The sequence below is a fragment of the Rhizobium zaerense genome (assembly GCF_051810725.1).
GTDB classification, from domain to species: domain Bacteria; phylum Pseudomonadota; class Alphaproteobacteria; order Rhizobiales; family Rhizobiaceae; genus Rhizobium; species Rhizobium leguminosarum_I.
In genome coordinates this window covers 175,391-200,632 of record NZ_JBPWQY020000005.1, presented here as the reverse complement: position 1 = coordinate 200,632, position 25,242 = coordinate 175,391, and the positions used below count along the sequence as shown (strand labels likewise).

At 61.2% G+C, this 25,242-nt stretch carries 22 protein-coding genes and 1 pseudogene; 13 read left to right on the top strand and 10 right to left on the bottom strand.

The genetic code is table 11. The annotated features are described in order from the left end of the window. Window positions 1-200: 200 nt before the first annotated feature. From ACS4RR_RS31820 to ACS4RR_RS31785, 8 genes are all read left to right on the top strand, one after another. The gene (locus ACS4RR_RS31820; protein WP_170260495.1) at window positions 201-842 is read left to right on the top strand and encodes a UdgX family uracil-DNA binding protein; all 642 of its coding nucleotides are present in this window, start codon (window positions 201-203) and stop codon (window positions 840-842) included. A gap of 142 nt (window positions 843-984) precedes the next feature. Further along, window positions 985-1,239, top strand: a complete 255-nt coding sequence (locus ACS4RR_RS31815; RefSeq protein ID WP_260111993.1) for a DUF2934 domain-containing protein — start codon at window positions 985-987, stop codon at window positions 1,237-1,239. A 137-nt stretch (window positions 1,240-1,376) separates the two neighbouring features. Then, window positions 1,377-1,559 (top strand): hypothetical protein, encoded by a 183-nt coding sequence (locus ACS4RR_RS31810; protein WP_260111992.1) that lies wholly within the window; start codon window positions 1,377-1,379, stop codon window positions 1,557-1,559. A gap of 9 nt (window positions 1,560-1,568) precedes the next feature. Further along, window positions 1,569-1,742, top strand: a complete 174-nt coding sequence (locus tag ACS4RR_RS31805; protein ID WP_017968332.1) for a hypothetical protein — start codon at window positions 1,569-1,571, stop codon at window positions 1,740-1,742. A gap of 173 nt (window positions 1,743-1,915) precedes the next feature. Next, complete coding sequence (locus tag ACS4RR_RS31800) at window positions 1,916-4,630, top strand: hybrid sensor histidine kinase/response regulator (protein ID WP_260111991.1); 2,715 nt, start codon at window positions 1,916-1,918, stop codon at window positions 4,628-4,630. Window positions 4,631-5,027: 397 nt separating this feature from the next. Continuing rightward, a complete protein-coding gene (locus ACS4RR_RS31795) occupies window positions 5,028-5,342 on the top strand; it encodes a hypothetical protein (protein WP_011655053.1) in 315 nt (104 codons plus the stop codon). A 52-nt stretch (window positions 5,343-5,394) separates the two neighbouring features. Further along, on the top strand, window positions 5,395-5,685 hold the full coding sequence (locus ACS4RR_RS31790; RefSeq protein WP_017968329.1) for a DUF3175 domain-containing protein: 291 nt from the start codon (window positions 5,395-5,397) through the stop codon (window positions 5,683-5,685). A gap of 6 nt (window positions 5,686-5,691) precedes the next feature. After that, window positions 5,692-6,417, top strand: coding sequence for a glutathione S-transferase (locus tag ACS4RR_RS31785; protein ID WP_170281966.1), 726 nt, complete (start codon window positions 5,692-5,694; stop codon window positions 6,415-6,417). Window positions 6,418-6,429: 12 nt separating this feature from the next. On the opposite strand, the gene ligD is transcribed toward ACS4RR_RS31785, so the two are convergent. The 9 genes and pseudogenes from ligD to ACS4RR_RS31740 all read right to left on the bottom strand — a co-directional run bounded on the left by ligD (window position 6,430) and on the right by ACS4RR_RS31740 (window position 16,269). Continuing rightward, the gene (gene ligD, locus ACS4RR_RS31780; RefSeq protein ID WP_222295277.1) at window positions 6,430-7,308 is read right to left on the bottom strand and encodes a non-homologous end-joining DNA ligase; all 879 of its coding nucleotides are present in this window, start codon (window positions 7,306-7,308) and stop codon (window positions 6,430-6,432) included. After that, window positions 7,305-8,312 (bottom strand): DNA topoisomerase IB, encoded by a 1,008-nt coding sequence (locus ACS4RR_RS31775; RefSeq protein WP_170281968.1) that lies wholly within the window; start codon window positions 8,310-8,312, stop codon window positions 7,305-7,307. The genes ligD and ACS4RR_RS31775 overlap by 4 nt, the downstream gene beginning before the upstream one ends. A 12-nt stretch (window positions 8,313-8,324) precedes the next feature. Then, window positions 8,325-10,481 carry a glycogen debranching protein GlgX gene (gene glgX, locus ACS4RR_RS31770; RefSeq protein ID WP_260111990.1) on the bottom strand — a complete coding sequence of 719 codons (2,157 nt, stop codon included), beginning with the start codon at window positions 10,479-10,481 and terminating at the stop codon, window positions 8,325-8,327. Window positions 10,482-10,583: 102 nt separating this feature from the next. Next, on the bottom strand, window positions 10,584-11,378 hold the full coding sequence (locus tag ACS4RR_RS31765) for an SDR family NAD(P)-dependent oxidoreductase (protein WP_170281970.1): 795 nt from the start codon (window positions 11,376-11,378) through the stop codon (window positions 10,584-10,586). Between the two features lie 349 nt (window positions 11,379-11,727). Further along, window positions 11,728-12,942, bottom strand: coding sequence for an MFS transporter (locus ACS4RR_RS31760; RefSeq protein WP_260111987.1), 1,215 nt, complete (start codon window positions 12,940-12,942; stop codon window positions 11,728-11,730). Window positions 12,943-13,085: 143 nt separating this feature from the next. Then, a pseudogene (locus tag ACS4RR_RS31755) lies at window positions 13,086-13,569 on the bottom strand (GNAT family N-acetyltransferase). Between the two features lie 76 nt (window positions 13,570-13,645). After that, the gene (gene pcaF / locus ACS4RR_RS31750) at window positions 13,646-14,851 is read right to left on the bottom strand and encodes a 3-oxoadipyl-CoA thiolase (protein WP_260111986.1); all 1,206 of its coding nucleotides are present in this window, start codon (window positions 14,849-14,851) and stop codon (window positions 13,646-13,648) included. Between the two features lie 9 nt (window positions 14,852-14,860). Next, window positions 14,861-15,565 (bottom strand): CoA transferase subunit B, encoded by a 705-nt coding sequence (locus tag ACS4RR_RS31745; protein ID WP_170256527.1) that lies wholly within the window; start codon window positions 15,563-15,565, stop codon window positions 14,861-14,863. After that, the gene (locus ACS4RR_RS31740; protein ID WP_017968319.1) at window positions 15,562-16,269 is read right to left on the bottom strand and encodes a 3-oxoacid CoA-transferase subunit A; all 708 of its coding nucleotides are present in this window, start codon (window positions 16,267-16,269) and stop codon (window positions 15,562-15,564) included. The genes ACS4RR_RS31745 and ACS4RR_RS31740 overlap by 4 nt, the downstream gene beginning before the upstream one ends. A 259-nt stretch (window positions 16,270-16,528) precedes the next feature. On the opposite strand from ACS4RR_RS31740, the gene ACS4RR_RS31735 reads away from it, so the two are divergent. Then, window positions 16,529-17,287 carry an IclR family transcriptional regulator gene (locus tag ACS4RR_RS31735; protein ID WP_260111985.1) on the top strand — a complete coding sequence of 253 codons (759 nt, stop codon included), beginning with the start codon at window positions 16,529-16,531 and terminating at the stop codon, window positions 17,285-17,287. 55 nt (window positions 17,288-17,342) lie between these two features. Here ACS4RR_RS31735 and ACS4RR_RS31730 read toward each other — a convergent pair whose 3' ends face one another. Continuing rightward, window positions 17,343-18,887 carry an acid phosphatase gene (locus tag ACS4RR_RS31730; RefSeq protein ID WP_260111984.1) on the bottom strand — a complete coding sequence of 515 codons (1,545 nt, stop codon included), beginning with the start codon at window positions 18,885-18,887 and terminating at the stop codon, window positions 17,343-17,345. Between the two features lie 199 nt (window positions 18,888-19,086). Between ACS4RR_RS31730 and ACS4RR_RS31725 the strand changes: the two genes are divergently transcribed. From ACS4RR_RS31725 to ACS4RR_RS31710, 4 genes are all read left to right on the top strand, one after another. After that, window positions 19,087-20,376 carry a cytochrome-c peroxidase gene (locus tag ACS4RR_RS31725; protein ID WP_260112009.1) on the top strand — a complete coding sequence of 430 codons (1,290 nt, stop codon included), beginning with the start codon at window positions 19,087-19,089 and terminating at the stop codon, window positions 20,374-20,376. A gap of 92 nt (window positions 20,377-20,468) precedes the next feature. Then, window positions 20,469-21,395: an ArsR/SmtB family transcription factor gene (locus ACS4RR_RS31720; RefSeq protein ID WP_170256523.1), complete on the top strand. Its 927-nt coding sequence runs from the start codon at window positions 20,469-20,471 to the stop codon at window positions 21,393-21,395. 210 nt (window positions 21,396-21,605) lie between these two features. Continuing rightward, window positions 21,606-23,114, top strand: coding sequence for an arabinosylfuranosidase ArfA (gene arfA, locus ACS4RR_RS31715; protein WP_260111983.1), 1,509 nt, complete (start codon window positions 21,606-21,608; stop codon window positions 23,112-23,114). A gap of 199 nt (window positions 23,115-23,313) precedes the next feature. Further along, entirely contained in the window at window positions 23,314-25,218 is a 1,905-nt protein-coding gene (locus tag ACS4RR_RS31710; RefSeq protein ID WP_260111982.1) for an ABC transporter substrate-binding protein, read from the top strand. Window positions 25,219-25,242 lie beyond the last annotated feature (24 nt).

The window sequence follows — 25,242 nt, the reverse complement described above, 5'->3', positions numbered from 1 at the left end:
AGCCGCGAAACCGCGACGTTCAATCACACTGCCGCTCTCCCATGAGGCGAAATTTTTCACCGTGACCATTGTGCCAGCCCGGGGACCGATCGTGAAAGGTTCCGGAATGGGCCTGCAGATTGCAAAGCGCGCGGCTCATTCCCGAACGGGAACAATCCCGGCACAGATCGATTGACCCCAAGGAAATGAGGATCGCCATCATGAACATAGCCGCAAACGTCGGTCCCGCCTTGGCGCTCGAAGTCGCGGATGCTGACAGCATTGCCGAACTCCGGCATCAGGCCGAAGACTGCACCCGCTGTGATCTCTACAAAAATGCCACGCAGATCGTCTTCGGCGAAGGTCTGGGGAAAGCCGAGATCGTCCTGGTCGGCGAGCAGCCGGGCGATCAGGAGGATCTGACCGGCAGGCCCTTTGTCGGCCCCGCCGGCCGGCTGCTCGATCGCTGCCTCGAAGAGGCCGGTCTCGATCGTCAACGCTGTTATGTCACCAATGCGGTCAAGCATTTCAAGTTCACGCCACGCGGCAAACGGCGGCTGCATTCGAAACCGAATGCCGGCGAGATCAGGCGGTGCGCCTGGTGGCTCGGCGCAGAGATCAATATCCTGCAGCCGAAACTCGTCGTGACGCTCGGCGCAACCGCTCTTTATGCGCTGCTCGGCCCGAAAGCAAAGCTGACGCCAGAGCGCGGCCATATCCTGCATCCGACAAATCGTCCGCCTGTTCTGGTCACCATCCACCCCTCCTATCTCTTGCGCATTCGCGACGAAGAAGAGCAACAGCGGCAGCGCCGGGAGTTCGTGTCAGATCTGCACAAGGCGGCAGCGTTTCGGCCCGCTTGAGTGCCGATTCTCAACCCTAATATGCTGCGATGCGAATTATTTCGGGTTGCGGCGCGATTTCGCTTGAAACAGTTCCCCACCTCTGGAACCATCTCAGCAGTATCGCGTTCGAACGACGGCATCATGTGACTGGAGATCAGCGATGGCAGAAACTCGGGAAGAGTGGATCAAAAAACGTGCATACACTCTCTGGGAAGAAGAGGGATATCCGATAGGGCGAGATTCCATTCATTGGGAACAGGCACGACACGAGCGCGACACGCTCGATGGCTCTGCCGCGTCTTCCAACCGCAAGGAAGTCAAGTCCAAGGCGAAACGCAGCGTGACGGGCAGCAAGACGAACGGCGTCGTGACACCGGCAGCGAAACGGACTGCGAGCCGCAAGACGGCGTCCTGAACACTGAAATACCGAGCATGTCGATTAAAAGGGCGTCGTCGCGACGCCCTTTGATCCCTCTTTGTCATATGCCTGAATTAGTTGTGCTTTATGGAATTTGAGAGGTGGGCTTCCATGCGGGGGTGAACAGAGGCCGGATGACGCTGCAAGCTTTGAGGCTTCAAAATAAAGCTGTTCCCCCGCCCGACAACCGGGAACAAGAACATCCAATGGCTGTTAATGGCGAAACCGGGGAGGTTGCCATGAACGACGGCCGTATCGAAATCCTTTCCATCCCGCTCTTCGCAGCCAGCGGCTGCGCTTCGACCACGATCGTGTGAGGGATGGAGATGTCGCTCCTCATCATCGCCGCGCTGCTCTATCTCGGTCTCGCGCTTGGGTTCATCCTTGTCGTCGACAATCTCGTCGGGCTGGTTTTCCGCGATCCGCGCGCGCCGGTGCAGCGGCCCTCCTTCGACATCGGCCGCGCCTTCGCCGCATCGCAAAAACTCTATCGAAAATAACAGCCCGCAGGCGCCGTCCGCAGACTGCTAAAAGTGTTGAACGCCCGGCGGTTAAGGATATTTCGACCGGGCCCTTTCCCTCCTATCGGAAGCCTCTATGTTGACGGTTTGGAAGGGCTGATCCCGAGGTGGCCAATCACCCGGCGCGGCTGACGACAAGAAAGCGATTTTGAATGGGAAGCGTCGCGAACGGCTGGCCGACAGGCGGCGGCGAAATCGGCGAATTGTTACGGCATCCGGCTTTCCATGCCGTCGGTCTCGGTCCGGTCGAAAGCTGGCCTGCGTCTCTCAAGCATATCGCCGAAATGGTGTTGAATTCCCGCCAGCCCAAATTCGTCGCCTGGGGTCCGGATCTCGCTTTTCTCTACAATGACGCCTATGTGCCTGTTTTCCCGGAGCGACATCCCGATGCCCTCGGAAGACCCTTCCGCGAGGTCTGGGCAGACATCTGGGAACAGTTCTCGCCAATCATCGCCAGCACTCTGGAAGGCGGTTCGCAGCTCTTCAAGGAACTGCTCATCCCGATGCGCCGCGACGGCCGCACCGAGGACACCTGGTTCACCTTCTCCTACACCCCGCTGCGCGACGATGACGGCATGGTCGCCGGCATCCTCTGTGCGGCCCTTGATGTCACAGACCAGGTGTCGGCCAAGCGCGGCGAACAGATTGCGCTGGAAGAGCTGCGTGCAAAATCGGACGCGCTTGCAGTCGTCAACCAGGCGGGCGCCGCGATCACCGCTGAGCCCAATGTCGAACGCCTCACCCAGATTGTCGTCGATGCCGGCGTGACGCTGACCGGCGCGGAATTCGGCGCCTTCTTCTACAATGTCGATGACGGTGAGCGCGGCAGCTACATGCTCTACGCGCTCTCAGGCGTCGATCGGAAGAACTTCGAGAAATTCCCGATGCCACGCAATACCAAGGTCTTCGCGCCGACTTTCAACGGCGAAGGCATCGTGCGCTCCGACGACATCCTGCTCGACCCGCGCTACGGGCAGAATGCGCCGCATGCAGGCATGCCGAAGGGGCATCTGCCGGTCAGGAGCTATCTTGCCGTGCCGGTGAAATCACGCGACGGCAGTGTCATCGGCGGTTTGTTCTTTGGCCACGGCCAGCCCGGCCGTTTTTCCCAAGCAGCCGAGGCGAGCCTCGTCAGCCTCGCCGGCCAATCGGCCGTCGCGATCGACAATATCCGGCTCTTCCGTGCCGCCAAAGTCGAAATCGACCAGCGCCGCGATATGGAAGATCAGCTGCGGAAACTCAATGAAATGCTCGAGGTCCGCGTCGCGGCAGAGATTGCCGAGCGCCAGCAAGCCGAAGCAGCACTCCAGCAATCGCAGAAGATGGAATCGATCGGCAAGCTTACCGGCGGCGTCGCCCATGATTTCAACAATCTGCTGCAAGTGATCTCCGGTAACCTGCAGCTTCTCGGCAAGGACGTGGCTGATAACGGCCGGGGCAAGGAACGCATTTCCAACGCGCTTGCCGCCGTCGGACGCGGCTCGCGACTGGCAAGCCAGTTGCTCGCCTTCGGCCGCCGCCAACCGCTGGAACCGAAGGTCGTCAATATCGGCCGCCTCGTCACCGGCATGGACGACATGCTGCGCCGCGCGCTTGGCGAAGAGATCGAAGTCGAGACCATGGTCTCCGGTGGCCTCTGGAACAGCTTTGCCGATCCGACCCAGATCGAGAACGCCCTGCTCAATCTTGCGATCAACTCCCGGGACGCGATGGATGGCGCCGGCAAGTTGACAATCGAGGTCGGCAACGCCTTCCTCGACGATTCCTACAGCCGCGCCCATCCTGAAGTCACCGCCGGCCAATATGTCGTGCTGGCGGTCACCGATACCGGCTCCGGCATGATACAGGAGGTAATAGAACAGGCATTCGAGCCCTTTTTCTCGACCAAGCCGGAAGGCAAGGGTACCGGGCTTGGCCTGTCGATGGTCTATGGCTTCGTCAAGCAGTCCGGCGGTCATGTGAAGATCTACAGTGAGATCGGCGAAGGCACGACCGTCAAGCTCTACCTGCCCCGCTCGTTCCAGAGCGAGGATGGCATCACCAAAGTCGACAACGTGCCGGCAACCGGGGGCACGGAAACCATCCTTGTCGCCGAGGATGACGAGGGTGTGCGCACGACTGTCGTTGAGATGCTGACGGATCTCGGCTATTACGTGCTGAAGTCCAAGGATGCGCAAAGCGCGCTCACCGTTATCGAAAGCGGCGCCCATATCGATCTGCTCTTTACCGATGTCATCATGCCCGGCCCGTTGAGGAGCCCGGAGCTTGCGCGCATGGCGCGAGAGCGCCTGCCCGATATCGCCGTGCTCTACACATCGGGCTATACCGAAAATTCGATCGTCCATGGCGGCAGGCTCGATCCCGGCCTCGAACTGCTCTCCAAGCCCTATACACGCGAGGAACTCGCCCGCAAGATCAGCCACGTGCTTGCCAACCGGAGCCAACGCCGCCAAGGGGCGAGCAATGCCGCAGCACCGGTTGCCCAGCCCGATATCGCCGGTGAAAAGCTGAAGCTGCTGCTCGTGGAAGATGACGCCTTCATCCGCATGGATACTGCCGAGATTCTGCAGGATCTCGGCTATGACGTCATCGAGGCTGATAGCGGTGAGCGGGGCGTGGAAATCCTCCGACACACCATCATCGACATCATCGTCGCCGATGTCGGCTTGCCCGGCATGTCGGGTCCGGCCTTTGCCGCCAAGGCGCGGGAGGCCTTTCCGTCGGTCGGCCTGGTCTTTGCCACCGGCAACAGCAGCCTGCCGGATGCAAACCGTTTCCCCGGCTCGGTACTGCTGTCAAAACCTTTCAGCAGCTCGGCGCTCGACCAGGCGGTCAGGAACGCCGTCCAGCAGCGACCTGTCGGCTAAGGCATTTCTGTTCTCTGCCAGTCGTGGAAATGCTGTAACTTCTGCTTTATGCGTCGGCGCCGTGGAACTCGGGATATTTGCGCATCAGATCCACCTCACTGATGCAGCTGTCGTCACGCGCCATCAGTTCGATCGAGATCGTGTCGGCAGGATCGGGGTATAGGTGACCGGCATGCCTGACCGTTCACGTCGATCGCGCCGTTCCATCGGCTTTGACGATGTGTTTTTCCATGTTCTCGGCTCCTTCCTATGTGCAGGCTCATGCAGACTTTTCCCATCGGATACCTGATAAAATCGGCTTTTGTTCCGAATCCTGGGCCTGCGGACCATGATCGTATGACCGGAACTTTTGGCCTCCGTATCGGTTCACTCCCTTTGAAAGCCAGAGGAGGCAAAAATGCCGAGAGGTGACAAATCCGACTATACCGACAAGCAGAAACGCAAGGCCGAGCATATCGAGGAGGGCTACGAGGATCGCGGCGTCTCCGAGAAGGAAGCCGAACGGCGTGCCTGGGCGACCGTCAACAAGGAAAGCGGAGGCGGCAACAAATCCGGTTCCGGCCGCGGCAAGAAGGATACGCATGAATCTTCTGAAAAGGGCGGCCGCATCGGCGGCGCGGCCTCCGCCGCACGCTCGAAGGAGGAACGTTCCGCTTCCGCGAAGAAGGCCGCTGCAACGCGCAAGCGCAACGAACACCACAGCCACCATTGAAGAGGATGCGGCAAGCGGAGGCTTTCCGCCAGCCGCACAGGGAGTTTGACCCATGGCCAAATCGAGGAAGAAATGGTCGCAGGACGTCACCGAACACAGCGATGCGTTGGACCTAAAAGAAGGCGTGTTCAAATCGGACGATCCGAAGAAGATTGCCCGCTCCGTCAAGCACTCAGCCGAAGAGAGCGACCGCCGCAAGTCGAGTCCCTTTCGTGCCGCCATGTCGATGCTGACCTTCTACATCAACCGCGCCGGCAACCAGCTGACGAAAAAGCGGCGCGGTACCCTTGAAAAAGCCAAGGACGAACTGCGAAAAGACTTCGGTCGCCAACCGAAGGATTGAGCAGCCATGGCATATGAGCTTTATTATTGGGACGGCATTCAAGGCCGCGGCGAATTCGTGCGATTGGCGCTGGAAGAGGCCGGCGCCGACTATATCGACATCACCCGCCAGCCCGGGCGTGGCACCGGCGCCATGTTCGACATCATGGAGAGCGAAAGCGAACCGCACATTCCTTTCGCCCCGCCCTTCCTGAAGGACGGTGACCTCATTATCCCGCATGTCGCCAACATCCTGCTTTATCTCGGTCCGAAGCTCGGCCTTGCGCCCGAGGATGAAGGCCTTCGCCATGTCGTCAATGGCCTGCAGCTGACCGTCACCGATTTTGTCGCCGAAGTGCACGATACGCACCATCCGATCGACATGTCGCTTTATTACGAGGACCAGAAGCCAGAGGCAAAAGCCCGCTCAGCTGCCTTCATCCGCGAACGCATTCCGAAATTCCTCGGCTATTTCGAGCGTGTGCTGCGGCAAAATCCGAAAGGCCCCAACCATCTGGTCGGCGAAGCGCTCACCTATGTCGACCTCTCGCTCTTCCAGGTGATCGAGGGCCTGAGCTACGCCTTCCCGAGAGCCATGACAAACTGCAAGGCGGAATATCCCGCTCTGCTAGCTCTGCATGATGCGGCGGCTAAGCGTCCAAACATCGTCCGCTATCTCGCCTCCCCCCGCCGCCTCGCCTTCAACGAGGAAGGGATTTTCAGGCACTATCCTGAGCTCGACAGTGCGGGCTGAGTTAAGAGCCGTTCATTCCAGTGGCACGGCCGCATCGAAGAAGTTTCCCCATGGGTCCTTCGGCCGGGTCTCCAATCGCCGCGGCACGTTGCCGAGCGTGAAAGCGGCGGGACCGCTCACCTCGTTCAATTCTGACCAATCCAGCGGCATCGAAACCGGTGCACCCAGTCGTGCCCGCGTGGAATAGGCCGCGACCGCCGTGTTGCCGCGGCCGTTGCGGAGATAATCGATGTAGATATGTCCACCGCGTTTTGCCTTTGTCGCGGTTGCCAGATATTTGTCCGGCGCGTCGGCCGACATGCTTTCGGCCAATGAATGGGCGAAATCCTTCACCTCCGCCCAGCCGGCCTTCGGCGCAAGCGGCGTCACCACATGCAGCCCCTTGCCGCCCGACGTCTTGACGAAGGCGGCCAGCCCACGTGCTTCCAGCCGCGACTTCAACTCAAGCGCTGCCGTTATCGCCGCGCCCCAGGCAACGTCCTCGCCGGGATCGAGGTCCATGGTGATCATATCGGGTCGTTCCCAATCGTCGGTCGTCGCACCCCAGGGATGGATTTCGAGCACGGCCGACTGCACCAGCGCCACGAGACCGTTGAAATCGACGATGCGCAGCAGCTTTTCGCCGTCCGCATCCTGCGGATCGGCAATCTCTTCGATATGCGGGTTCATGCCCTTCCAGGCATGTTTCTGGAAAAACCGTTGGTGGCTTTTTATCCCGTCCGGCAAACGCAGCAGCGCCAACGGCCGATTGACGACATAAGGCGCCATGAACGGCCAGACCGCCGCGTAATAATCCGCGAGCTGCTGCTTGGTCACGCCCTCGTCCGGCCAGTAGAGCCGGTCGGGATGTGTCAAAGATACGTCCGATGCCGGCGGATGTCTGGGGCTCATTCTTCGATCTCGCTTGTGAGGAAATCAAGTAGCCTGTTTTCCTCGGCCCGCAAGCCCCGCAGCGGTTCGTTGCCGCTCTCCGTCAGCGGATGATCGTTGCCGGCGAGCGCGATGATCGCGGGATGGATATAGCTCGAGCGCGAAATCGCCGGTGTGTTGTGCAGCGTCTCGGCCGCGGCCTCCGACATTTGCTTTACCGTCGGCCGGCCGCCGCCGGCAATTGTCTCGCGCGCCACACCGAAGGCCGCCAGCGAGCCCGCCCAGGTGCGGAAGGTTTTCGCCGAAATCGGAACCCCCGATATCTCGGCCAGATAGGCGTTCAGCCGGCCGGAATCGATCGGCTTCAGCGTCCCGCTTTCGTCCTTCCAGACGAAGAGCTGGCGGCCGGGCAGGTCGGCTATCTCCTCCAGGATCTTCTGGAGCCTGGGATGCTTGAGGCTGCGCTGGACGCGCTTGCCACCCTTGGCGCGAAATTTCAGCTCTATCTGACCGGCGACGATCTTCAAGTGGCGCTTCAGCAGCGTCGTTGCGCCATAGGTGCCGTTCTCCCTGACATAGGCCTGGTTGCCGACGCGTAAGTGCGCCTCGTCGAGCAGCGTCGTCAAAGCCGCAAGTACGCCATTGACATCCTCCGCACCGGTGTCGAGATGGCGCAGCACGGTCCGGCGGATCCGAGGCAGCGCCCGGCCGAACTCGATCAACTGATGGAATTTTCCCGCACTTCGAAAGGATTGCCAGTCCTTGTGATAGCGGTATTGCTTGCGGCCGCGCGCATCGAAGCCCGTCGCCTGCAGATGACCGTTTTCGTAGAGACAGATCCAGACATTCTCGTAGGCCGGCGGCAATCCAAGTGCCCTGATGCGCGCCCGCTGCGATTCATCAGTGAGCGTCGTGCCGTCGGGCATGACGTAGCTGAAGCCCTTGCCCTTCCTTCGTCTTCGGATGCCAGGTTCGGTGTCGCTGACATAAACGAGACCAAGTTCGGTGATGGCTTCGGCATTCATGCTTTCTGAGACCTACTTGCTCCAGCGGCCGAACTGGAACCAGCGACGACGCTCGGCCTTTGTCGCGCCTTGCGGCGGTTCGGTTTGTCCCTTCGGTGCGAAGACTGCGACGCTCTGGGCATAGACCATCACCGGATTGTCCTCATCGTGCACCTCGAAAGCCTCCGTCTCTGATCCCGTGTCGAGAACCCTCGACCACTGTTTCAGCCCGTTCACGACAGGCAGATGGACCTCGCAATCGCCGCCTGCATTGAAGACGAGGAAGAGGTCGTCCATCCTCTCGGTATCCGGAGCATGCACGCTCCTCGAGAGATAGACGCCAATGACCTGCAATCCGTCGTCATTCCAGGCGCCGTCATCCATGAAACTGCCGTCGGGCTTGTACCAGGCGATCTCGATGCGCCCGTCCTCGGCTGTCTCTCCGGTCAGGAACCGCTCCTGCCGCAGGACGGGGTGGGCCTTGCGGAAGGCGACTGCCTGCCGGCAGAAATCGAGGAAGGGGTCGTCGAGCCCTGTCCAATCCGTCCAGCCGATTTCGTTGTCCTGGCAATAGGCGTTGTTGTTGCCGCCCTGACTGTTGCCGAGTTCGTCGCCGGCAAGGATCATCGGCACGCCCTGGGAGAGCATCAGCGTCGCCATCATGTTGCGCCGCCGCCGTGACCGCGCGGCGTTGATATCGGCATTATCCGTCGCACCCTCGGCACCCATATTGTCGGAATGATTATCCGAATGGCCGTCCCGGTTATCCTCGCCGTTCGCCTCGTTGTGCTTGTCGTTGAAGGAGACCGTGTCCATCAGCGTGAAGCCGTCATGGGCCGACAGAAGATTGATCGAGGAGGTCGCTCCCCGGTCCGAATGGTTGAACTGCGGCGCCGAGCCGGTGACACGCGCCGCCACCTCCGACACCATGCCGCCATCGCCCTTCCAGAAACGGCGAACGTCGTCGCGGAATTTGTCGTTCCATTCGCGGAAGGGATGCGGGAAGCCGCCGACCTGATATCCGCCCTCACCGATATCCCAGGGTTCGGCGATCAGCTTGACCCCCGATAGCATCGGATCCTGCCGGATGGCGCCGAAGAAGCCGCCCTGGCGGTCGAACTCCAGATCCTGCCGGCCGAGCGTACTGGCAAGATCGAAGCGGAAGCCGTCGATATGCATGACGCCCACCCAGTAACGCAGGCTGTCGAGCACCATGCGCATCACCATGGGGTTGGCGACGTTCAGCGTATTGCCGGTACCCGTCGTATCGAAGGTATGGCGCGGATCATCGGGGGAGAGAATGTAATAGCTCGCATTGTCGAGCCCGCGGAAGGACAGTGTCGGGCCTTTTTCGCTGCCTTCGGCGGTGTGGTTATAGACCACGTCCATGATGACTTCGATGCCGGCGGCATGGAACCTTTTCACCATGGTCTTGATCTCGGTGATCTTGTCGCCGGACATGTAGCGGGATTGCGGCGCAAAGAAGCCGAGCGTCTGGTAGCCCCAGTAATTGCGTAAGTTCTTTTCCAGGAGATAACGGTCGTCGAGGAAATATTGGATCGGCAGAAGCTCGATCGCTGAGATGCCGAGCTTGACGAGATGGTCGATGATCGGATCGCTGCACATGCCGAGAAATGTGCCGCGCAGCCGGTCAGGCACTTTCGGATGCGTCATCGTCAGGCCGCGCACATGCGCCTCATAGATGATCGTGTCGGGCCAAGGGCGGCGGATCGCCTCTTCACCCGCCCAGTCGAAGTCCGGATCCTGCACCACGCCCTTAACCGTGAAGGGCGCGCTGTCGCGCTCGTCGAAGGAAAGGTCATCCTCGCCGATCTGGTAGCCGAACAGCGCATCGTCCCACGTCAACTCGCCCGTCACCTGTTTGGCATAGGGATCGAGCAGCAGCTTGTTCGGATTGAAGCGATGGCCGGCGGCAGGCTCGTAGGGACCATGAGCGCGATAACCGTAGACGGTGCCGGGGCCGATGCCGGCAATATAGCCCGACCAGATATCGCCTTCGCGTTTCGGCAACGGCAGCCGGGCGATCTCATTCTTTCCATCAGGCGAGAAGAGACAGAGCTCCATCTGTTCCGCATGCGCGGAGAATACCGCGAAATGGGTGCCAGAACCCGTATACTCCGCCCCCAGCTCCGGCTTGAGGAAGTCGAGTTCCGAAAATGAAAAGCTCATGGTGCCCCGCTTGCTGAAAAGACCAAGCAGGAAACGTCACGGCGGTTCGAAAGTTCCCTTTTAAAAGGGAAAGCGAAGGATCTTGCTCGCCGATCGAAGCGTCTACGGCATCAGCTGGCCGCCATTGACCTCGATGATCTGGCCGGTGATGTAGCCCGACAGCGTCGGCGAGGCGAGGAAGAGATAGGCGCCGACGCAATCTTCCGACGTGCCGACGAAACCCATCGGGATCGACTTGCGCTGCAGCTCCATCTGCTCGTCATTGGTATAACGCTCGTGGAAGGGCGTGGCGATAACACCCGGCGCCACCGCGTTGACGCGGATCCTGTCGGCGACGAATTCCTTGGCATGACCGCGGGTGATCGTCGAGACGAAGCCTTTGGACGCCGCATAAAGGATCGCACCATTGCCGCCGCCATTGCGCGCAGCGATCGAAGTGGTGTTGATGATGAAGCCGCCCTGCTTCTTCAGCCAGGGATGGGCCGCACGCGTTGCCGCCAGTACAGAGCGTGCGTTGAGATCCATGACCGCGGCATAATGCGCATCGGTATATTCTGCGGTCGGCTTGCGCCCCAGCATGCCGCCGGCATTGTTGATGAGCCCGTCGAGATGACCGAAGGTCTTCGCCGTCTCCTCGACGACACGCTCGGTCTCGCCTTCCCTCGACACGTCGCCCTGGACCAGATGCACCGTGCCGCCGGTAGCCCGGATCTCGTCGGCAAGCTTCTCCGCCGGTTCGCGGCTGGCATTATAATGGACGCCGACCTTGGCCCCTTGGGCCGCGAAGGCGCGGGCGAGTGCCGCGCCGATGCCGGTCGAGGCACCGGTGATCAGCACGGCCTTGCCGGACAGGTCCGGCAGCTTGATGGATGCGAGCGACTGCGCAAGTTCGACCATGGCGACGATTGCCTCCCGAAAAACCAAGGACATAGGTGATGAAACGAATAGGGGAAGTCTTATCAGTGGAAATCGACGTTGGGCAATCCACGAAAGGGAGATTTCATTGTGGGCGAATGCAAGGGATCGAAAAGTCCCCTCCCCAACCCCTCCCCACAAGGGGGAGGGGCTAAGCTGCGATGACCGACGGTGACCAAAAGGTAGCTCTTGCCCGCTGCTACCGTTCGGCAGACTGATACGATTGATGGCTGCGTGAGGCGGTGCTGCACGTAGCCCCTCCCCCTTGTGGGGAGGGTTGGGGAGGGGTAAGCGGCAGAATGAAAGGCTGACCGCGCCAAGCGCCATCTCATCAAGAAGTTACGCCAAAGACCGGCTGCGGCTCCCGGCGGGTAAGAGGCGGGAATGCGAGCGCTATCGCCGCAGCTCCCAGCCCGACCATTGCGGAGCCGATGAACAACCAGGAATAATTGGCGAATGTGTCGAATACCCAGCCGCCGATCAGAGGGCCAAACGCCATGCCGAGACTGGAGAGCATCGTTGCCGCACCGAAGACGGTGCCGATGATCCGCGGCCCGAAATATTCCCGCGCCAGCACGGCATAGAGCGGCATTACGCCGCCATAGGCGCTGCCGAAGACGATGGCGAGCGCGTAGAATTCGCCGAGCTGGCTGACCAAGAGATAGGTCGCCAGCGCTGCCGCCTGCACCAGCAGGCCGGCGACCAGCACAGGCTTCACCCCGATCCTGTCGGCAAGGCTGCCATAGAGCAGCCGGCCGCCCAGTCCCGCCAGACCCTCAACGCTGTAGATGCTGACGGCCGCCATAGGTGCTACGCCGCAGATCGTCGCATAGTTCACCATGTGGAAGATCGGCCCGGAATGCGCCGCGCAGCAGGCAAAGAAGGTCAGGCCAAGCACGATGAATTGCGGCGATCGAAATACTTTCGACAGTTGCGGCCGGGCGCCGTCGGCCGCGAACGCGGTTCCGGTGTCGGTGGTCTCGGCAGGTCGGCGCCTGACGAGAAGCGCGGCCGGCACGAGCAGCATCCAGGCAGCAATGCCGATGATCAGCATGGCCGGGCGCCATTCATAGGCCGAGATCAGCCAGCGCGCGAAGGGTGAGATGGTCATCGGCGCGACGCCCATGCCGGCGGAGACGAGCGACACCGCAAGTCCGCGATTTTCGTCGAACCAGGCGGTCGTCGCCGCGATCATCGGCGCGAAGAACGTGCTGGCGGCCAATCCGACAAGGATGCCGTAAGTCAGTTGGAACTGCAGCAGTGTCTCGGCGCGGCTCGCCAGCACCAGCGCCAGGCCGAGCAGCACGGAGCCTATCAGCACGACCGCGCGCGGGCCGAAGCGGTCGCTTGCCGCCCCCCAGAAGAAACCGCCGAAGCCCATGACGATGAAATTCAGCGTCATCGCGCTGGCGATCCCGACATGCGACCAGCCGGTCGCGGATGCGATCGGCTCCTGAAAAATCGCCAGCGAGAACATCGCGCCGATTGCCACGCATGACATCAGAGCGCCGACGGCGACGATGACCCAACGATAAGAAACACTCATGGCTTCATAACCTCCATGCCGGACAGAGTGATCGCGAGGCATGCGGCAAGCCTACCGCATTTCGCGCCTGCGATCTCAAGACGTTTGAACCGCCGCGATTTCGACAGCGCATTCACATCTTTTTTCGCCGAGCGATCTGGCCGCTAAAGCGTGCGAAACATCACACAATGCGTCGACATAGCCCTGCTTGGGATGAAGGAAGACACCAGGAAGCCGGCCGACGATATCGAAGCCGAGAGATTGCCACAGCCCAACCGCGCGTTCATTGCTGCTGACGACGAAATTGAACTGCATCGCCCGAAAGCCAAGCAAGCGGGCATGGCCCAGGGAATGCTCATGCATCAGCCGTGCGACGCCGCGGCCGCTTGCGGCAGCATCGGTCATGTAGCCGCAATTGCAGACATGCCGGCCGCCACCTGCCTGATTGGCCTTGATGTAATATGTGCCGAGGATCACGCCATTTTCTTCGGCGACGAAGGTCTCGCGGTCCGGTCCCATCCAGTAGGCCACCGCATCGGCTTCGCTGAGATCGCGATCGAGCGCATAGGTTTCGCCGGCGCGGATCGTCGGACCGATGATCCTCCAGATCGCGCTTCGATCCTTCTTGTCTGCGGGTCGGATCAGCATGCCCGATCTCTAACCAAACCGGACACACCGCGCAACGGGTCGGCAGCCTCCGGCAAAAGCTGGAAGCGTCCCGGCCTCAAACCCTTTCAAGTGCTATCGCGATCCCCTGCCCGACGCCGATGCACATGGTCGATAGCGAGTATTTTCCGCCGGTCTCCAGAAGCTCGAGGGCCGCCGTGCCGGTGATTCGTGCGCCCGACATGCCAAGCGGATGGCCGAGTGCGATCGCGCCGCCATTGCGGTTCACGCGTGCGTCATCATCGGCAATGCCCAGCGCGCGCAGCACCGCCAGCCCCTGGCTGGCAAAGGCCTCGTTGAGTTCGATCACGTCGAACTGCTCAGCGGTCATGCCGAGCCGTGCCATCAGCTTGCGCGAGGCCGGGATCGGCCCGACACCCATCACCCTTGGCGGAACGGCGGCAGCCGCGCCGCCGAGGATGCGGGCGATCGGCGTCAGGCCGTATTTTCGCGCCGCCGCTTCCGACGCGACGATCAGTGCCGCCGCCCCGTCATTGACGCCGGAGGCATTGCCGGCCGTCACCGTACCGCCTTCCTTTTTGAAAGGTGTCGCGAGTTTCGCCAGCGTTTCGATCGTCGTCGCGCGCGGATTCTCGTCCTTGTCGACGACAACAGCATCACCTTTGCGCTGCGGGATCGTCACCGGGGTGATCTCCTTCGCCAGCCGTCCGTTTGCCTGGGCAGCGGCCGCCTTCGCCTGGCTTCGCACCGCAAACGCATCCTGGTCTTGGCGGCTGACATGATAGTCTTCGGCGACGTTCTCGCCGGTCTCCGGCATGGAATCGACGCCGTACTGCTTCTTCATCAACGGGTTGACGAAGCGCCAGCCGATCGTCGTGTCATGGATTTCGGCCGCGCGCGAAAAGGCCGTCTCGGCCTTCGGCATGACGAAGGGCGCGCGTGACATGCTCTCGACGCCGCCGGCGACCATCAGCTCGGCCTCGCCGGAGCGGATGGCGCGCGCCGCCGTGATCACCGCATCCATGCCGGAGCCGCAGAGCCGGTTGATCGTCGTGCCGGGAACCGTGATCGGCAGGCCGGCCAGCAGGGCCGACATGCGCGCGACATTGCGGTTGTCCTCGCCCGCCTGGTTGGCGCAGCCGAAGATCACATCGTCAACGGCTTCCCAATCGACGGCGGCATTTCGTTGCATCAGCGCCTTCAGCGGGATTGCGCCGAGATCGTCGGCCCGCACCTGGGATAGCGAGCCGGCGAAGCGGCCGATCGGCGTTCTGACATAGTCGCAGATAAAGGCTTCGGTCATGGCTTTTCCTCAGAGTTGGGGGACGACGAGGTCCGCAACCGGCCCGTCGACATGCAGCGGCGCGCCGGTCATCGCCTGCAATTCCTCTTGCGACATCGCGGCCAGCTTCTCGCGCAGGACGAAGCGTCCCTTGACGATGTCGATGACGGCATGGCTGGTATAGATCCTGGTGATGCAGGCGACGCCGGTCAGCGGGAAGGTGCATTTCTCCACCAGCTTCGGCTCGCCTGTCTTGGTGACGTGTTCGGTGATGACGCAGACCTGCTTGGCGCCGTGCACCAGGTCCATGGCACCGCCGACGGCCGGCACGCCCTTGCTGCCCACCCGCCAGTTCGCAAGGTCGCCGCTTTGGGCAACCTGATAGGCGCCGAGGATCGCGACGTCGAGATGACCGCCGCGCACCATGGCGAAGCTGTCGGCGTGATGGAAGAAGGCAGCACCCGGCTTCAGCGTCACCGCCTTCTTGCCGGCATTGATCAGATCCCAGTCTTCTTCGCCTGCCGCCGGCGGCTCGCCAAAGTTCAGGATGCCGTTTTCGGTGTGGAAAATCGCCTGACGGCCAGGCGGCTGATAACGGGCGACCATTTCCGGAAAGCCGATGCCGAGGTTCACATAGGCGCCGTCGGCGATGTCCTGCGCGGCGCGCCAGGCGATCTGCGCATTGGAAAGCTTGATGTCTTCGCGGGTGTTGATGCGGCTGATATCGATCGTCATACGTAGGCCACTCCGGCTCGAATGAGCTCTTCTTCCTGCTGGGGATGGGGAACGGCAACGACGCGGTCGACGAAGATGCCTGGTGTCACCACCTGCTCGGGATCGATGCCGCCGGCCGGCACGATGGATGAGACCTGGACGATGGTCTTCGCCGCCGCCATGCACATCAGCGGATTGAAGTTGCGGCCGGCCTTGTTGTAGGTGAGATTGCCCTGGATGTCGCCGATCGCAGCCTTGACGATTGCGAAGTCGGCCTTCAGCCAGCGCTCCTGCACGTAATGGCGGCCGTCGAATTCGGCGATGACCTTGCCGTTGGCCAGTTCGGTGCCGTAGGCCGTCGGCGTGTAGAAAGCCGGGATGCCGGCCCCGCCGGCGCGGATGCGCTCGGCAAGCGTTCCCTGCGGCACCAGCTCGAGCTCGATTTCGCCGGCCAGATATTTATCGGTAAAGGCGCGGGGATCCGACGAACGCGGGAAAGAACAGATCATCTTTCTGACCATGCCGGCATCGATCATCGCAGCGATACCGATGCGCCCGTTGCCGGCATTGTTGTTGATCACGGTGAGGCCTTTGGAGCCCTTGTCGATCAACGCATGAATGAGCTCGATCGGTGCGCCTGAGCCACCAAAACCACCGATCATGACGGTCGCGCCATCACCGATCTCAGAGACAGCTTCCGCCGTGCTCCCGACTGTCTTGTCCATGCGGGATCTCTCCTTGGCTGATGCGGTCGGGAACTCTCCATCCCGTCCGCTGGCGTAGACATAAAGCGCGGCAAGCCAGCCGGCAACGAATTTGTGCGATATTTGATATTTGTTCATATATCGCACAATAAGGAGCGGTCGGGCGCAGCCCGAGCAATCGATCCAGTGAATCGATTGCAGCGACCAATGCCCGAAGCGCAAGCGAAGGGCGAAGCGTCATGGAATGTGTAGACAGGCAGCCCCAACACAGGAGCCTTACATGCGCGAAACGGATTTTGTCAGCGGCTTTGCCCGCGGCCTCAAAGTCATCGAAGCTTTCGGTGAAACGCGGCAGCGGCTTTCCATCGCCGAGGCCGCCAAGCTGACGGAGCTTGACCGCGCCACCGTGCGCCGCTCGCTGCTGACGCTCGCCGAGCTCGGCTATGCCGATTACGACGGCAAGTTCTTCACGCTGACGCCGAAGATCCTGCGCCTTGGCCATGCCTATCTCGCAGCGACGCCGCTGCCGGCGCTGCTGCAGCCGCATCTCGATCAACTCTCGCAGAAAGCCGGCCAGAGCGCCTCGGCCTCGGTGCTCGACGGCACCGACATCGTCTATATCGCCCGCGCCTCGCAGCGCCGCGTCATGTCGATCAACTTGACCCCCGGCAGCCGCCTGCCCGCCTACTGCGCCTCGATGGGCCGCGTGCTGCTTGCTGCCCTGGCCGAAAGCGAGGCACGTGCCATCCTCGCCCGCAGCGAGCTGAAGCAAAACACGGCGAATACGAAGACCGATCCGGACGAGCTCATCGCCGAATTCCGTCGGGTCCGCGCCGAGGGTTACGCCATCATCGATCAGGAGCTGGAGATCGGCCTCTGCTCCATTGCCGTGCCCATCGACAACGACCGCGGTGAAACGGTCGCAGCAATCAACATCGGCGCGCCGGCCGCCCTCGTCCCCGCCGCCGAGATGAAGGAACGCTATCTGCCGCTGCTGAAGGAAACACAGGCCGCGTTGCGGCCGCTGCTGCGTCGATGACGATAGACTTCGTTGCAGAGCGACCCCGGTCAGCGCCGGGGCCGCTCATGATCGGTCAATGCGTCAGGTCGAGCGCGGCAGTCAGGTCGCCCATCGGCGGCCGGTCGTTATTGCCAAGCGCCTTGTCGCGGGCGAGGATGCCGGGCAAAACCGGCAGATCGTAGCGCGCGGTGATGAAGCGGATGATCGAGGTCGTGTCGTACTGGGTATGATCGACCATGCCGCCCTTGGCGAAGGGCGAGATGATGAAGGCGGGAATACGGTTGCCCGGACCCCAGCGGTCGGCCTTCGGCGGTGCGACGTGATCCCAGAAGCCGCCATTCTCGTCATAGGTGACGATAACGAGCATATGGGCCCATTGCGGGCTGTTCTCGAGATGGGAAACGATATCGGCAAGATGCTGGTCGCCGCTCGAAACATCGGCGTAACCGCCATGTTCGTTGAGGTTGCCCTGCGGCTTGTAGAAGGAAACTGCCGGCAGCTTGCCATCGTCGATATCCTTCAAGAAGGCTTCGCCGCCAAGGCCGCCGTCTTTCAGGTGTTCGGCGCGCGCCGGCGTACCGGGCGCAAAATTGGCGAAATAGTTGAACGGCTGGTGATGAAACTGGAAGTTCGGCACCGGCGTGGCGTTCTTGCCGTCCAGGGCTGCCTGCCAGGCGCCGCTATACCAGCTCCAGCTGACACCCTTCAGCGACATGAGGTCGCCGATGGTGATTTCATGCTGCGGCGGCAGCGTCGTTGCGGCCGCCGGATCGGCAAAGGCCGGATCGCCGTCCTTGGCCGGCGGATTGGCGCTCGGCTGGTAGGGTGGCTGCATGGTGTTGACGGCGTAGAAGTCGGGCGTCAGCGTGCCGTCGGAGACGAATTTCGGTGCGCCCTCCAGCGCCGACTTCGGGGCATTCTCCGCGACCGTCAGCGATGTCCCATCCGCATCCACCTTGGCGATGGTCGGCTTGGCCGGGCTCTTGTCGGCATCCGGATAATAGGGCGCGCAGGCGCAGACCAACGCGAAGTGGTTGAGGAACGAACCGCCGAAGGCGGTCTGGAAGAAATTGTCGGCAATGACGTATTTCTTGGCGACCTGCCACATCGGCAGGATGGAGCCGTCGTAGTGACCCATGACCAGATTGCCGGAATCGGCCCAGGCGACGAACTTGTCGTTCTTGCCGCCGTCGATCTGCATCTGCTCCTGATAGAAGCGATGCCAGAGGTCGCGGGTGATGACCGAAGGCGCCTGCGCGAAGCCCTTCGGATCGTCGATCGCGAAGGAGGCGTTGGCAAGATGGGCCGACTGCGCCTCAGTGACAGCAGGCGAGACACCCTTGGCAGTCAGGCCGCCCCAGGCCGGCGGCAGTTCGGGCAGCGGCTGGCCGTCGCGGTCGAGCTGGCGGGCGCGATCGGCTGTCGCGTTCGAGAGCCCGTCGGCGCCGGGAAAGCTGCCGTAGAGATTATCGAAGCTGCGGTTTTCGGCATAGATGACGACGACATTGTCGATCTTGTCGTAGCCGGCGGGCGCCGCATGGGCTGCCGTCGCCATGGCAAACGGCACCATGGCCGATCCGGCGAGACGGATGGAATGGAGGAGTTTCAGTCTTTTCACGGGAAGTACCTCATGGCTAGGGGGCGTTGGCTAGAGGGAGCGGAGAACGCTCGGGGGCGCGCTGAGGCTATTCCCGCCGTCTATCAACTTTGTGACATCAGGACTTGCCGTGATGCCGCACGAGGATGGCCGTCATCAATTTGTTGCAGCGGGGTTCGATCATAGCGGAAACCGGCCCGAACTTATTGGAATCCTTATGATGACGACGAAGATCATCTGGCTTGTGCGGTCCGGCCTGGCCGTCAGCATGGGTGCCGTGGCGCTTGGTCTTGCCCTTCTTCCCCTGCGGCAAAGCAGCGCGGCAGCTGCCGCCGGCGTGCATCCGGGGCCGATGTCGCGCACGGAAGCCTTCGCCCGGGCCGAAACGCTCACAGCGCTCGGCCGCAAGATATTCTCAGATACCTCGCTGTCGGCCTCGGAGCTTCAAGCCTGCGCGTCCTGCCATGATCCGGCTCACGCCTTCGGCCCGGCATCGGCCATGCCGGTTGAGATGGGCGGCGAGCATCGGGACCAGCCGGGGCTGCGCGCCGTTCCGACCCTGCGCTATCTGCAATCGGTGCCTGCTTTCACCGAGCATTATTACGATTCAGAGGACGAAGGCGACGAGAGCGTCGACAACGGCCCGACGGGCGGTTTGACCTGGGACGGCCGGGTCGATCACGGCGCCGATCAGGCAAAGATCCCGCTGCTCTCACCCTTCGAGATGGGCGACAGGGATGTGGCCGAGGTGGTGGCGAAGCTGCAGACGGCAGCCTATGCTGACGACATCAAGGCGGCATTCGGCGAGGCCGTGTTCGACCATCCTAAGGATGCCTTCGATGCCGCGGCCGAGGCGCTCGCCACCTTCGAACAGAGCGGCCCGGATTTCTATCCCTATTCCAGCCGCTACGATGCCTTCCTCGCCGGCAAGGCGACGCTGACGGCGCAGGAACTGCATGGGCGCCAACTGTTCGAGGATCCGGCCAAGGGCAACTGTTCGAGCTGTCACTTGAGCGAACCCGCCAATGACGGCGAGCCGCCGCAATTTTCCGATTTCGGCTTCCTCGGGCTTGCCGTACCGCGCAACATGGCGATCCCCGCCAACAGTGATCCGAACTATCACGATCTCGGTCTTTGCGGCCCTCAGCGCACCGATTTTGCCGGACGCAGCGAATATTGCGGCCTGTTCCGCACCCCGACGCTGCGCAATGTCGCGCTGAAGCAGAGCTTCTTCCACAACGGCTATTTCCACTCGTTGCGAGACGTCGTCTCCTTCTATGCGACGCGCGACAGCGAACCCGGCCGCTGGTATCCGAAAAATTCCGACGGCACGGTTCGCCGCTATGACGACCTGCCGCAGGCCTATTGGGACAATCTCAACCAGGATCCGCCCTTCGGCAGGAAGCCGGGCGACGCGCCTGCCCTCACCGATCCCGAGATCGACGACATCGTCGCTTTCCTCAGAACCCTGACCGATGCCGATCTGCAGGCCGAGGCGACCGGGCATTGACCCGTGCCGCTACCGTAGCCACTCGTCGAAGCATTCCCACTTGCTGTATCATAATTTACGATATACATCATTCCATCGGAAATAGTGGGGGAATGATGGAACGCTCGTTTTTGACGATTGCCGCCGGCGAGAATAATGATGCGATACGCGCGCTTTCGGCGCCGGCGCGGCTTGAGATGCTCAGGCTGCTCTGCGCCAGGGGGCCGATGAATATCAACGACATCGCGCGTGCTCTTTCTCTTCCTCAATCGACTGTCGCCACCGGGATCCAGATTTTGGAAGACGCCCGGCTTGTCGATTCCCAGCTGACGAAGGCGCGCAAGGGAAACCAGAAGATCTGCTCTGCGATCTACAGCGAAATTTTGATCAGCTTTGAGGAAAGTGCCGCGCAAAGGGCCAACAATATCATCGAAGTCGAGATGCCGGTCGGGCTCTACACCAGCTGTGACGTCCATGCGCCATGTGGTCTTTGCTCCACCGAGAGCGTCATCGGCCCTCTCGATGTTCCCGACTATTTCCTCGATCCGCAGCGCATGCAGGCCGGACTCGTCTGGTTCGGCAGGGGATATGTGGAATATAAATTCCCCAACAACGCCAAGGTGTTGAACAAGGATATCCGCGCCATCGAGTTTTCGATGGAGCTGTCGTCTGAGGTGCCCGGCACCAACCCGGACTGGCCCTCTGATATAACGCTCTGGGTCAATGGCATGGCGATCGGCACCTGGACGTCGCCCGGCGACTACGGCGACAAGCGGGGCGCCTTCACGCCGGCATGGTGGAAGCTCGAGGGGTCGCAATATGGTATGATGAAGACTTGGCGGATCTCGACGCGCGGAACCTTCATCGACGGTATCGCCGCATCGAATGTCACGCTCAGCGATCTCGCGCTTGCCCAGCACTCTTCCATCCGGCTCCGGGTCGGCATCGCGGAGAATGCCGGCCATACCGGCGGCGTCAACATTTTCGGCCGCGGCTTCGGAAACCACGGACGCGATATCATCATGCGGCTGCATGTCTGAAAATTAAAAATCGGAAATCTTGATTTAAATATCGCGCTTTTTTCCGGTTTTGATGAGCGATCAATTACAACAACAGGCTGGAATAAAACAATTTTCTCGGAAATCCACATTAGTATGATTAAAAACGCAACTCGGTTGACAGAACAACATTCCTGATATCAAGTTAGGGGCAAGAAAACAAAAAATCTGATATATAAACGGGAGGATCCGTTGAAGACGAACATCGTTGTCCACCGCGATTTCCGCATCGCGACCATTGACTCCAGGCTCTACAGCTCATTTCTCGAGCACCTCGGCAGGGCGATCTACGGCGGCATTTATGAGCCCGGACACCCCACGGCCGATGAGGACGGATTCCGCCAGGATGTCCTCGATCTGGTCCGTGAGCTCGACACGCCATATTGCCGTTATCCCGGCGGCAACTTCGTCTCGGCCTATAATTGGGAAGACGGCGTCGGCCCCCGTTCGGAGCGCCCGGTGCGCCTCGACCTTGCCTGGCGCACCCGTGAAGCCAACCAGATCGGCGTGAATGAATTCGTCGACTGGTGCAAGAAGGCGAATACCAAGCCGATGCTTGCCGTCAATCTTGGATCACGCGGCCTGGATGCCGCCCGCAATTTCCTCGAATATTGCAATCATCCCGGCGGCACCTACTGGTCGGATCTGCGTCGCAAGCACGGCTGGTCCAATCCGCACGATGTGAAACTGTGGTGCCTCGGCAACGAGATGGATGGTCCCTGGCAGGTCGGCCACAAATCGGCCTATGAATATGGCCGGCTGGCGGACGAGACGGCGAAGGCCATGCGCGGCTTTGACAAGTCGCTTGAACTCGTGGTCTGCGGCTCGTCCAATTCCGACATGAAGACCTATCCCGAGTGGGAGGCGCAGGTTCTCGAGCAGTGCTATGACAGCGCCGATCATATTTCGCTGCATATGTATTTTGCCAACCGCGAGAAAAATACCCTCAACTATCTTGCCCGCGCGACGAAGCTCGACCGCTACATCACCACGATCGGCGGCGTGATCGACTACATCAAGGAGAAAAAACGCTCGAAGAAGACGATCGGCATTTCCTTCGATGAATGGAATGTCTGGTATCATTCCAACCAGCAGGACAAGGAGATCCTGGCGCGCGATGAATGGCCGGATGCGCCGCATCTCTTGGAAGACATCTACAATTTCGAAGACGTGCTGCAGGTCGGCGGCATCTTGAACACCTTCATCCGTCGCTCCGACCGGGTGCGCATCGCCTGCATCGCACAGCTCGTCAACGTCATCGCCCCGATCATGACCGAAGACGGCGGCGCGGCGTGGCGCCAGACTATCTATTACCCCTTCTATTACGCCTCCAGGTATGGCCGTGGAACGGCGCTGCAGCTGGTCCTAGATGGCCCGACCTATGACAGCGACGAGGAGAACGACGTCCCCTATCTCGACGTATCGGCCGTGCATTCAGAGGACGGCAAGACCCTGACCTTCTTTGCCGTCAACCGCCATCCGAGCACGTCGCTCGATCTCGATGTGCGGCTGGAAGGTTTCGGAAATGCGCGGGTGGTCGAGCAGGTGGAGATGACCCACGGGGACCTCGAGGCCGTCAACACGGCTGCGCGGCCGAAGACGGTCGCCCCCGTCAATGTCGAGAGTGGAAAGATCGAGGATGGACGGCTGCGCGCGGCGCTGAAACCGTTCTCCTACAACGTCATTCGGCTGTCGGTGTGACAGTCACCGCCGGGTAGCCCATTGGGCCGCCCCGGCTGAGATATTCGGCTCACTGCGAGGAGGCAGGGAGCCGGAGAGATGGTTCACCGAGGTCCTGGACCTGACTGTTCAAGTCCTGAGGCTTCTGCGAACCGACAACCGCGACGTGCCCATGCGTGCCTTTACGGCCGCCGTATCGTCGCTTTCTAGGGAGGAGTTCATGCAACAGTGGAAGAGGCTCGCATTTGGCGTCGCACTGGCCGCACTCGGCCTGACAGCGACGGCCAAGGCCGATGACTACACCTCCTTGCCGCGCAAGGAGACGCTCATCGTCGAAAACCCGGAAGGGACGATCAAAAATCCCGGCTGGTTCAACATCTGGGTCAATGGCGGCGGCGGCGTATCGACCGGCCTGCAGCAACTGACCATGGATACGCTCTGGTATATCGACCCCGAACAAGGACTTGGCGGCGCGACCTGGGATAATTCGCTGGCTGCCGACAAGCCGCAATATAATGCCGACTTCACCGAGATGACCGTGAAACTGCGCAAGGGGCTCTTCTGGAGCGACGGCGTGGAGTTCACGGCAGACGACGTGGTCTATACCGTCAAGACGCAGATGGATCATCCCGGCATGGTCTGGAGTGCTGCCTTCTCGGTGCAGGTGGCAAGCGTCGAGGCGACCGACCCTTCGACTGTGGTGTTCAAGCTGAAGAAGCCCAATTCGCGCTTCCACGCCATTTTCACCGTTCGCTGGAACGGCGCCTGGATCATGCCCAAGCATGTCTTCGAGAAAGTCGAAGATCCGCTTCGCTATGATTTCGCCAATCCCGTTTCGCTCGGCGCCTATAAGCTGAAGGCATTCGACCCCCAGGGCAAGTGGTATACCTGGGAGAAGCGTGACGACTGGCAGCGGACATCGCTTGCCCGCTTCGGCGAGCCGGCCCCGAAATACGTGACCTATACCGATCCCGGCCCGCCGGATAAGCGGACGATCGCCCAGCTCGAGCACAATCTCGATATCATCCACGACAACACGCCGGAGGGCATGTTCACCCTCAAGGAGAAATCCAAGTCGATCGAAACCTGGTTCCCGGGCTTCCCCTTCGCCCATCCGGACCCGACGCTTCCGGCCGTGATCTTCAACACCCAGAATCCGCCCTTCGACAACGCCGATGTACGCTGGGCGCTTGCCCTGCTGATCGACGTCAAGGCGGTTGACATGGCGAGCTACCGCGGCGCTGCGACGCTGTCGGCGCTCGGCGTGCCGCCGACGGCGGCGACGATGAAGGACTATCAGGCGCCGATGCAGGATTGGCTGAAGAATTTCGAGGTCGATACCGGCAAGAGCAAGATCAAGCCCTATGATCCGACAGTCGGGCAACAGATCGCCGATATCCTGCGCAAACAGCCGAAGTTCAAGGACCAGATCCCGACCGATCCTGAGGCAATCAGCGGTGCCTTCGGCTATGGCTGGTGGAAACCGAACCCGAAAGCGGCCGGCGAACTGCTGGAGAAGGCAGGCTTCAAGAAATCCGGCGGCAAATGGCTGACCCCTGATGGACAGCCCTTCAAGATTCGGATGACGGTGGAAGGCGACACACGCTCGGTCTTCACTCGCGCCGGGACGCTGATCGCACAGCAATGGGCGGCATTCGGCATCGACGCCAAAGCCGTGCCGGCCGCGAAACTTTGGCAGACGGCGCTACAGCCCGGCGATTTCCAGGTGGCGATCGCCTGGAGCGTCGAAACCTGGGGCGGCGATCCCGATCTGTCGTTCTTCCTCGACAGCTGGCATTCGCAGTTCGTGGCCAAGAAGGGTGACAATCAGCCGCCGCGCAACTGGCAGCGCTGGAGCAATCCGGAGCTCGACAAGATCATCGAAAGCATCCGCGGCATCAGCGCCGACGATCCCAAGGGCGTCGAGCTCGGCAAGGATTATCTGAAGCTGGTTGCCCGCGAAATGCCGACGATCCCGCTGATGTCGTATAACGTCTTCACCTCGATGGATACGACCTATTGGACCGGTTATCCGACGATATCCGATCCCTATACCGATCCGGTGCCGAATTGGGCCAACTCCAGGCTGATGATGGTCAAGCTGAAGCCGGCACAACCGAAATAATCCTCCCAACGCCGGCGCGAGTGT

What these genes read in the sequence shown, in the direction of transcription:
- ACS4RR_RS31725 (WP_260112009.1), top strand. Translation starts at nt 19,087, where the DNA reads ATGACGACGAAGATCATCTGGCTTGTGCGGTCCGGCCTGGCCGTCAGC.
- ACS4RR_RS31800 (WP_260111991.1), top strand. Translation starts at nt 1,916, where the DNA reads ATGGGAAGCGTCGCGAACGGCTGGCCGACAGGCGGCGGCGAAATCGGC.
- pcaF (WP_260111986.1), bottom strand. Translation starts at nt 14,851, where the DNA reads ATGACCGAAGCCTTTATCTGCGACTATGTCAGAACGCCGATCGGCCGC.
- ACS4RR_RS31710 (WP_260111982.1), top strand. Translation starts at nt 23,314, where the DNA reads ATGCAACAGTGGAAGAGGCTCGCATTTGGCGTCGCACTGGCCGCACTC.
- ACS4RR_RS31815 (WP_260111993.1), top strand. Translation starts at nt 985, where the DNA reads ATGGCAGAAACTCGGGAAGAGTGGATCAAAAAACGTGCATACACTCTC.
- ACS4RR_RS31795 (WP_011655053.1), top strand. Translation starts at nt 5,028, where the DNA reads ATGCCGAGAGGTGACAAATCCGACTATACCGACAAGCAGAAACGCAAG.
- ACS4RR_RS31735 (WP_260111985.1), top strand. Translation starts at nt 16,529, where the DNA reads ATGCGCGAAACGGATTTTGTCAGCGGCTTTGCCCGCGGCCTCAAAGTC.
- ACS4RR_RS31760 (WP_260111987.1), bottom strand. Translation starts at nt 12,942, where the DNA reads ATGAGTGTTTCTTATCGTTGGGTCATCGTCGCCGTCGGCGCTCTGATG.
- ACS4RR_RS31805 (WP_017968332.1), top strand. Translation starts at nt 1,569, where the DNA reads ATGTCGCTCCTCATCATCGCCGCGCTGCTCTATCTCGGTCTCGCGCTT.
- ACS4RR_RS31820 (WP_170260495.1), top strand. Translation starts at nt 201, where the DNA reads ATGAACATAGCCGCAAACGTCGGTCCCGCCTTGGCGCTCGAAGTCGCG.
- ACS4RR_RS31720 (WP_170256523.1), top strand. Translation starts at nt 20,469, where the DNA reads ATGATGGAACGCTCGTTTTTGACGATTGCCGCCGGCGAGAATAATGAT.
- glgX (WP_260111990.1), bottom strand. Translation starts at nt 10,481, where the DNA reads ATGAGCTTTTCATTTTCGGAACTCGACTTCCTCAAGCCGGAGCTGGGG.
- ACS4RR_RS31810 (WP_260111992.1), top strand. Translation starts at nt 1,377, where the DNA reads ATGACGCTGCAAGCTTTGAGGCTTCAAAATAAAGCTGTTCCCCCGCCC.
- ACS4RR_RS31740 (WP_017968319.1), bottom strand. Translation starts at nt 16,269, where the DNA reads ATGGACAAGACAGTCGGGAGCACGGCGGAAGCTGTCTCTGAGATCGGT.
- ACS4RR_RS31765 (WP_170281970.1), bottom strand. Translation starts at nt 11,378, where the DNA reads ATGGTCGAACTTGCGCAGTCGCTCGCATCCATCAAGCTGCCGGACCTG.
- ACS4RR_RS31790 (WP_017968329.1), top strand. Translation starts at nt 5,395, where the DNA reads ATGGCCAAATCGAGGAAGAAATGGTCGCAGGACGTCACCGAACACAGC.
- ligD (WP_222295277.1), bottom strand. Translation starts at nt 7,308, where the DNA reads ATGAGCCCCAGACATCCGCCGGCATCGGACGTATCTTTGACACATCCC.
- ACS4RR_RS31785 (WP_170281966.1), top strand. Translation starts at nt 5,692, where the DNA reads ATGGCATATGAGCTTTATTATTGGGACGGCATTCAAGGCCGCGGCGAA.
- ACS4RR_RS31745 (WP_170256527.1), bottom strand. Translation starts at nt 15,565, where the DNA reads ATGACGATCGATATCAGCCGCATCAACACCCGCGAAGACATCAAGCTT.
- ACS4RR_RS31775 (WP_170281968.1), bottom strand. Translation starts at nt 8,312, where the DNA reads ATGAATGCCGAAGCCATCACCGAACTTGGTCTCGTTTATGTCAGCGAC.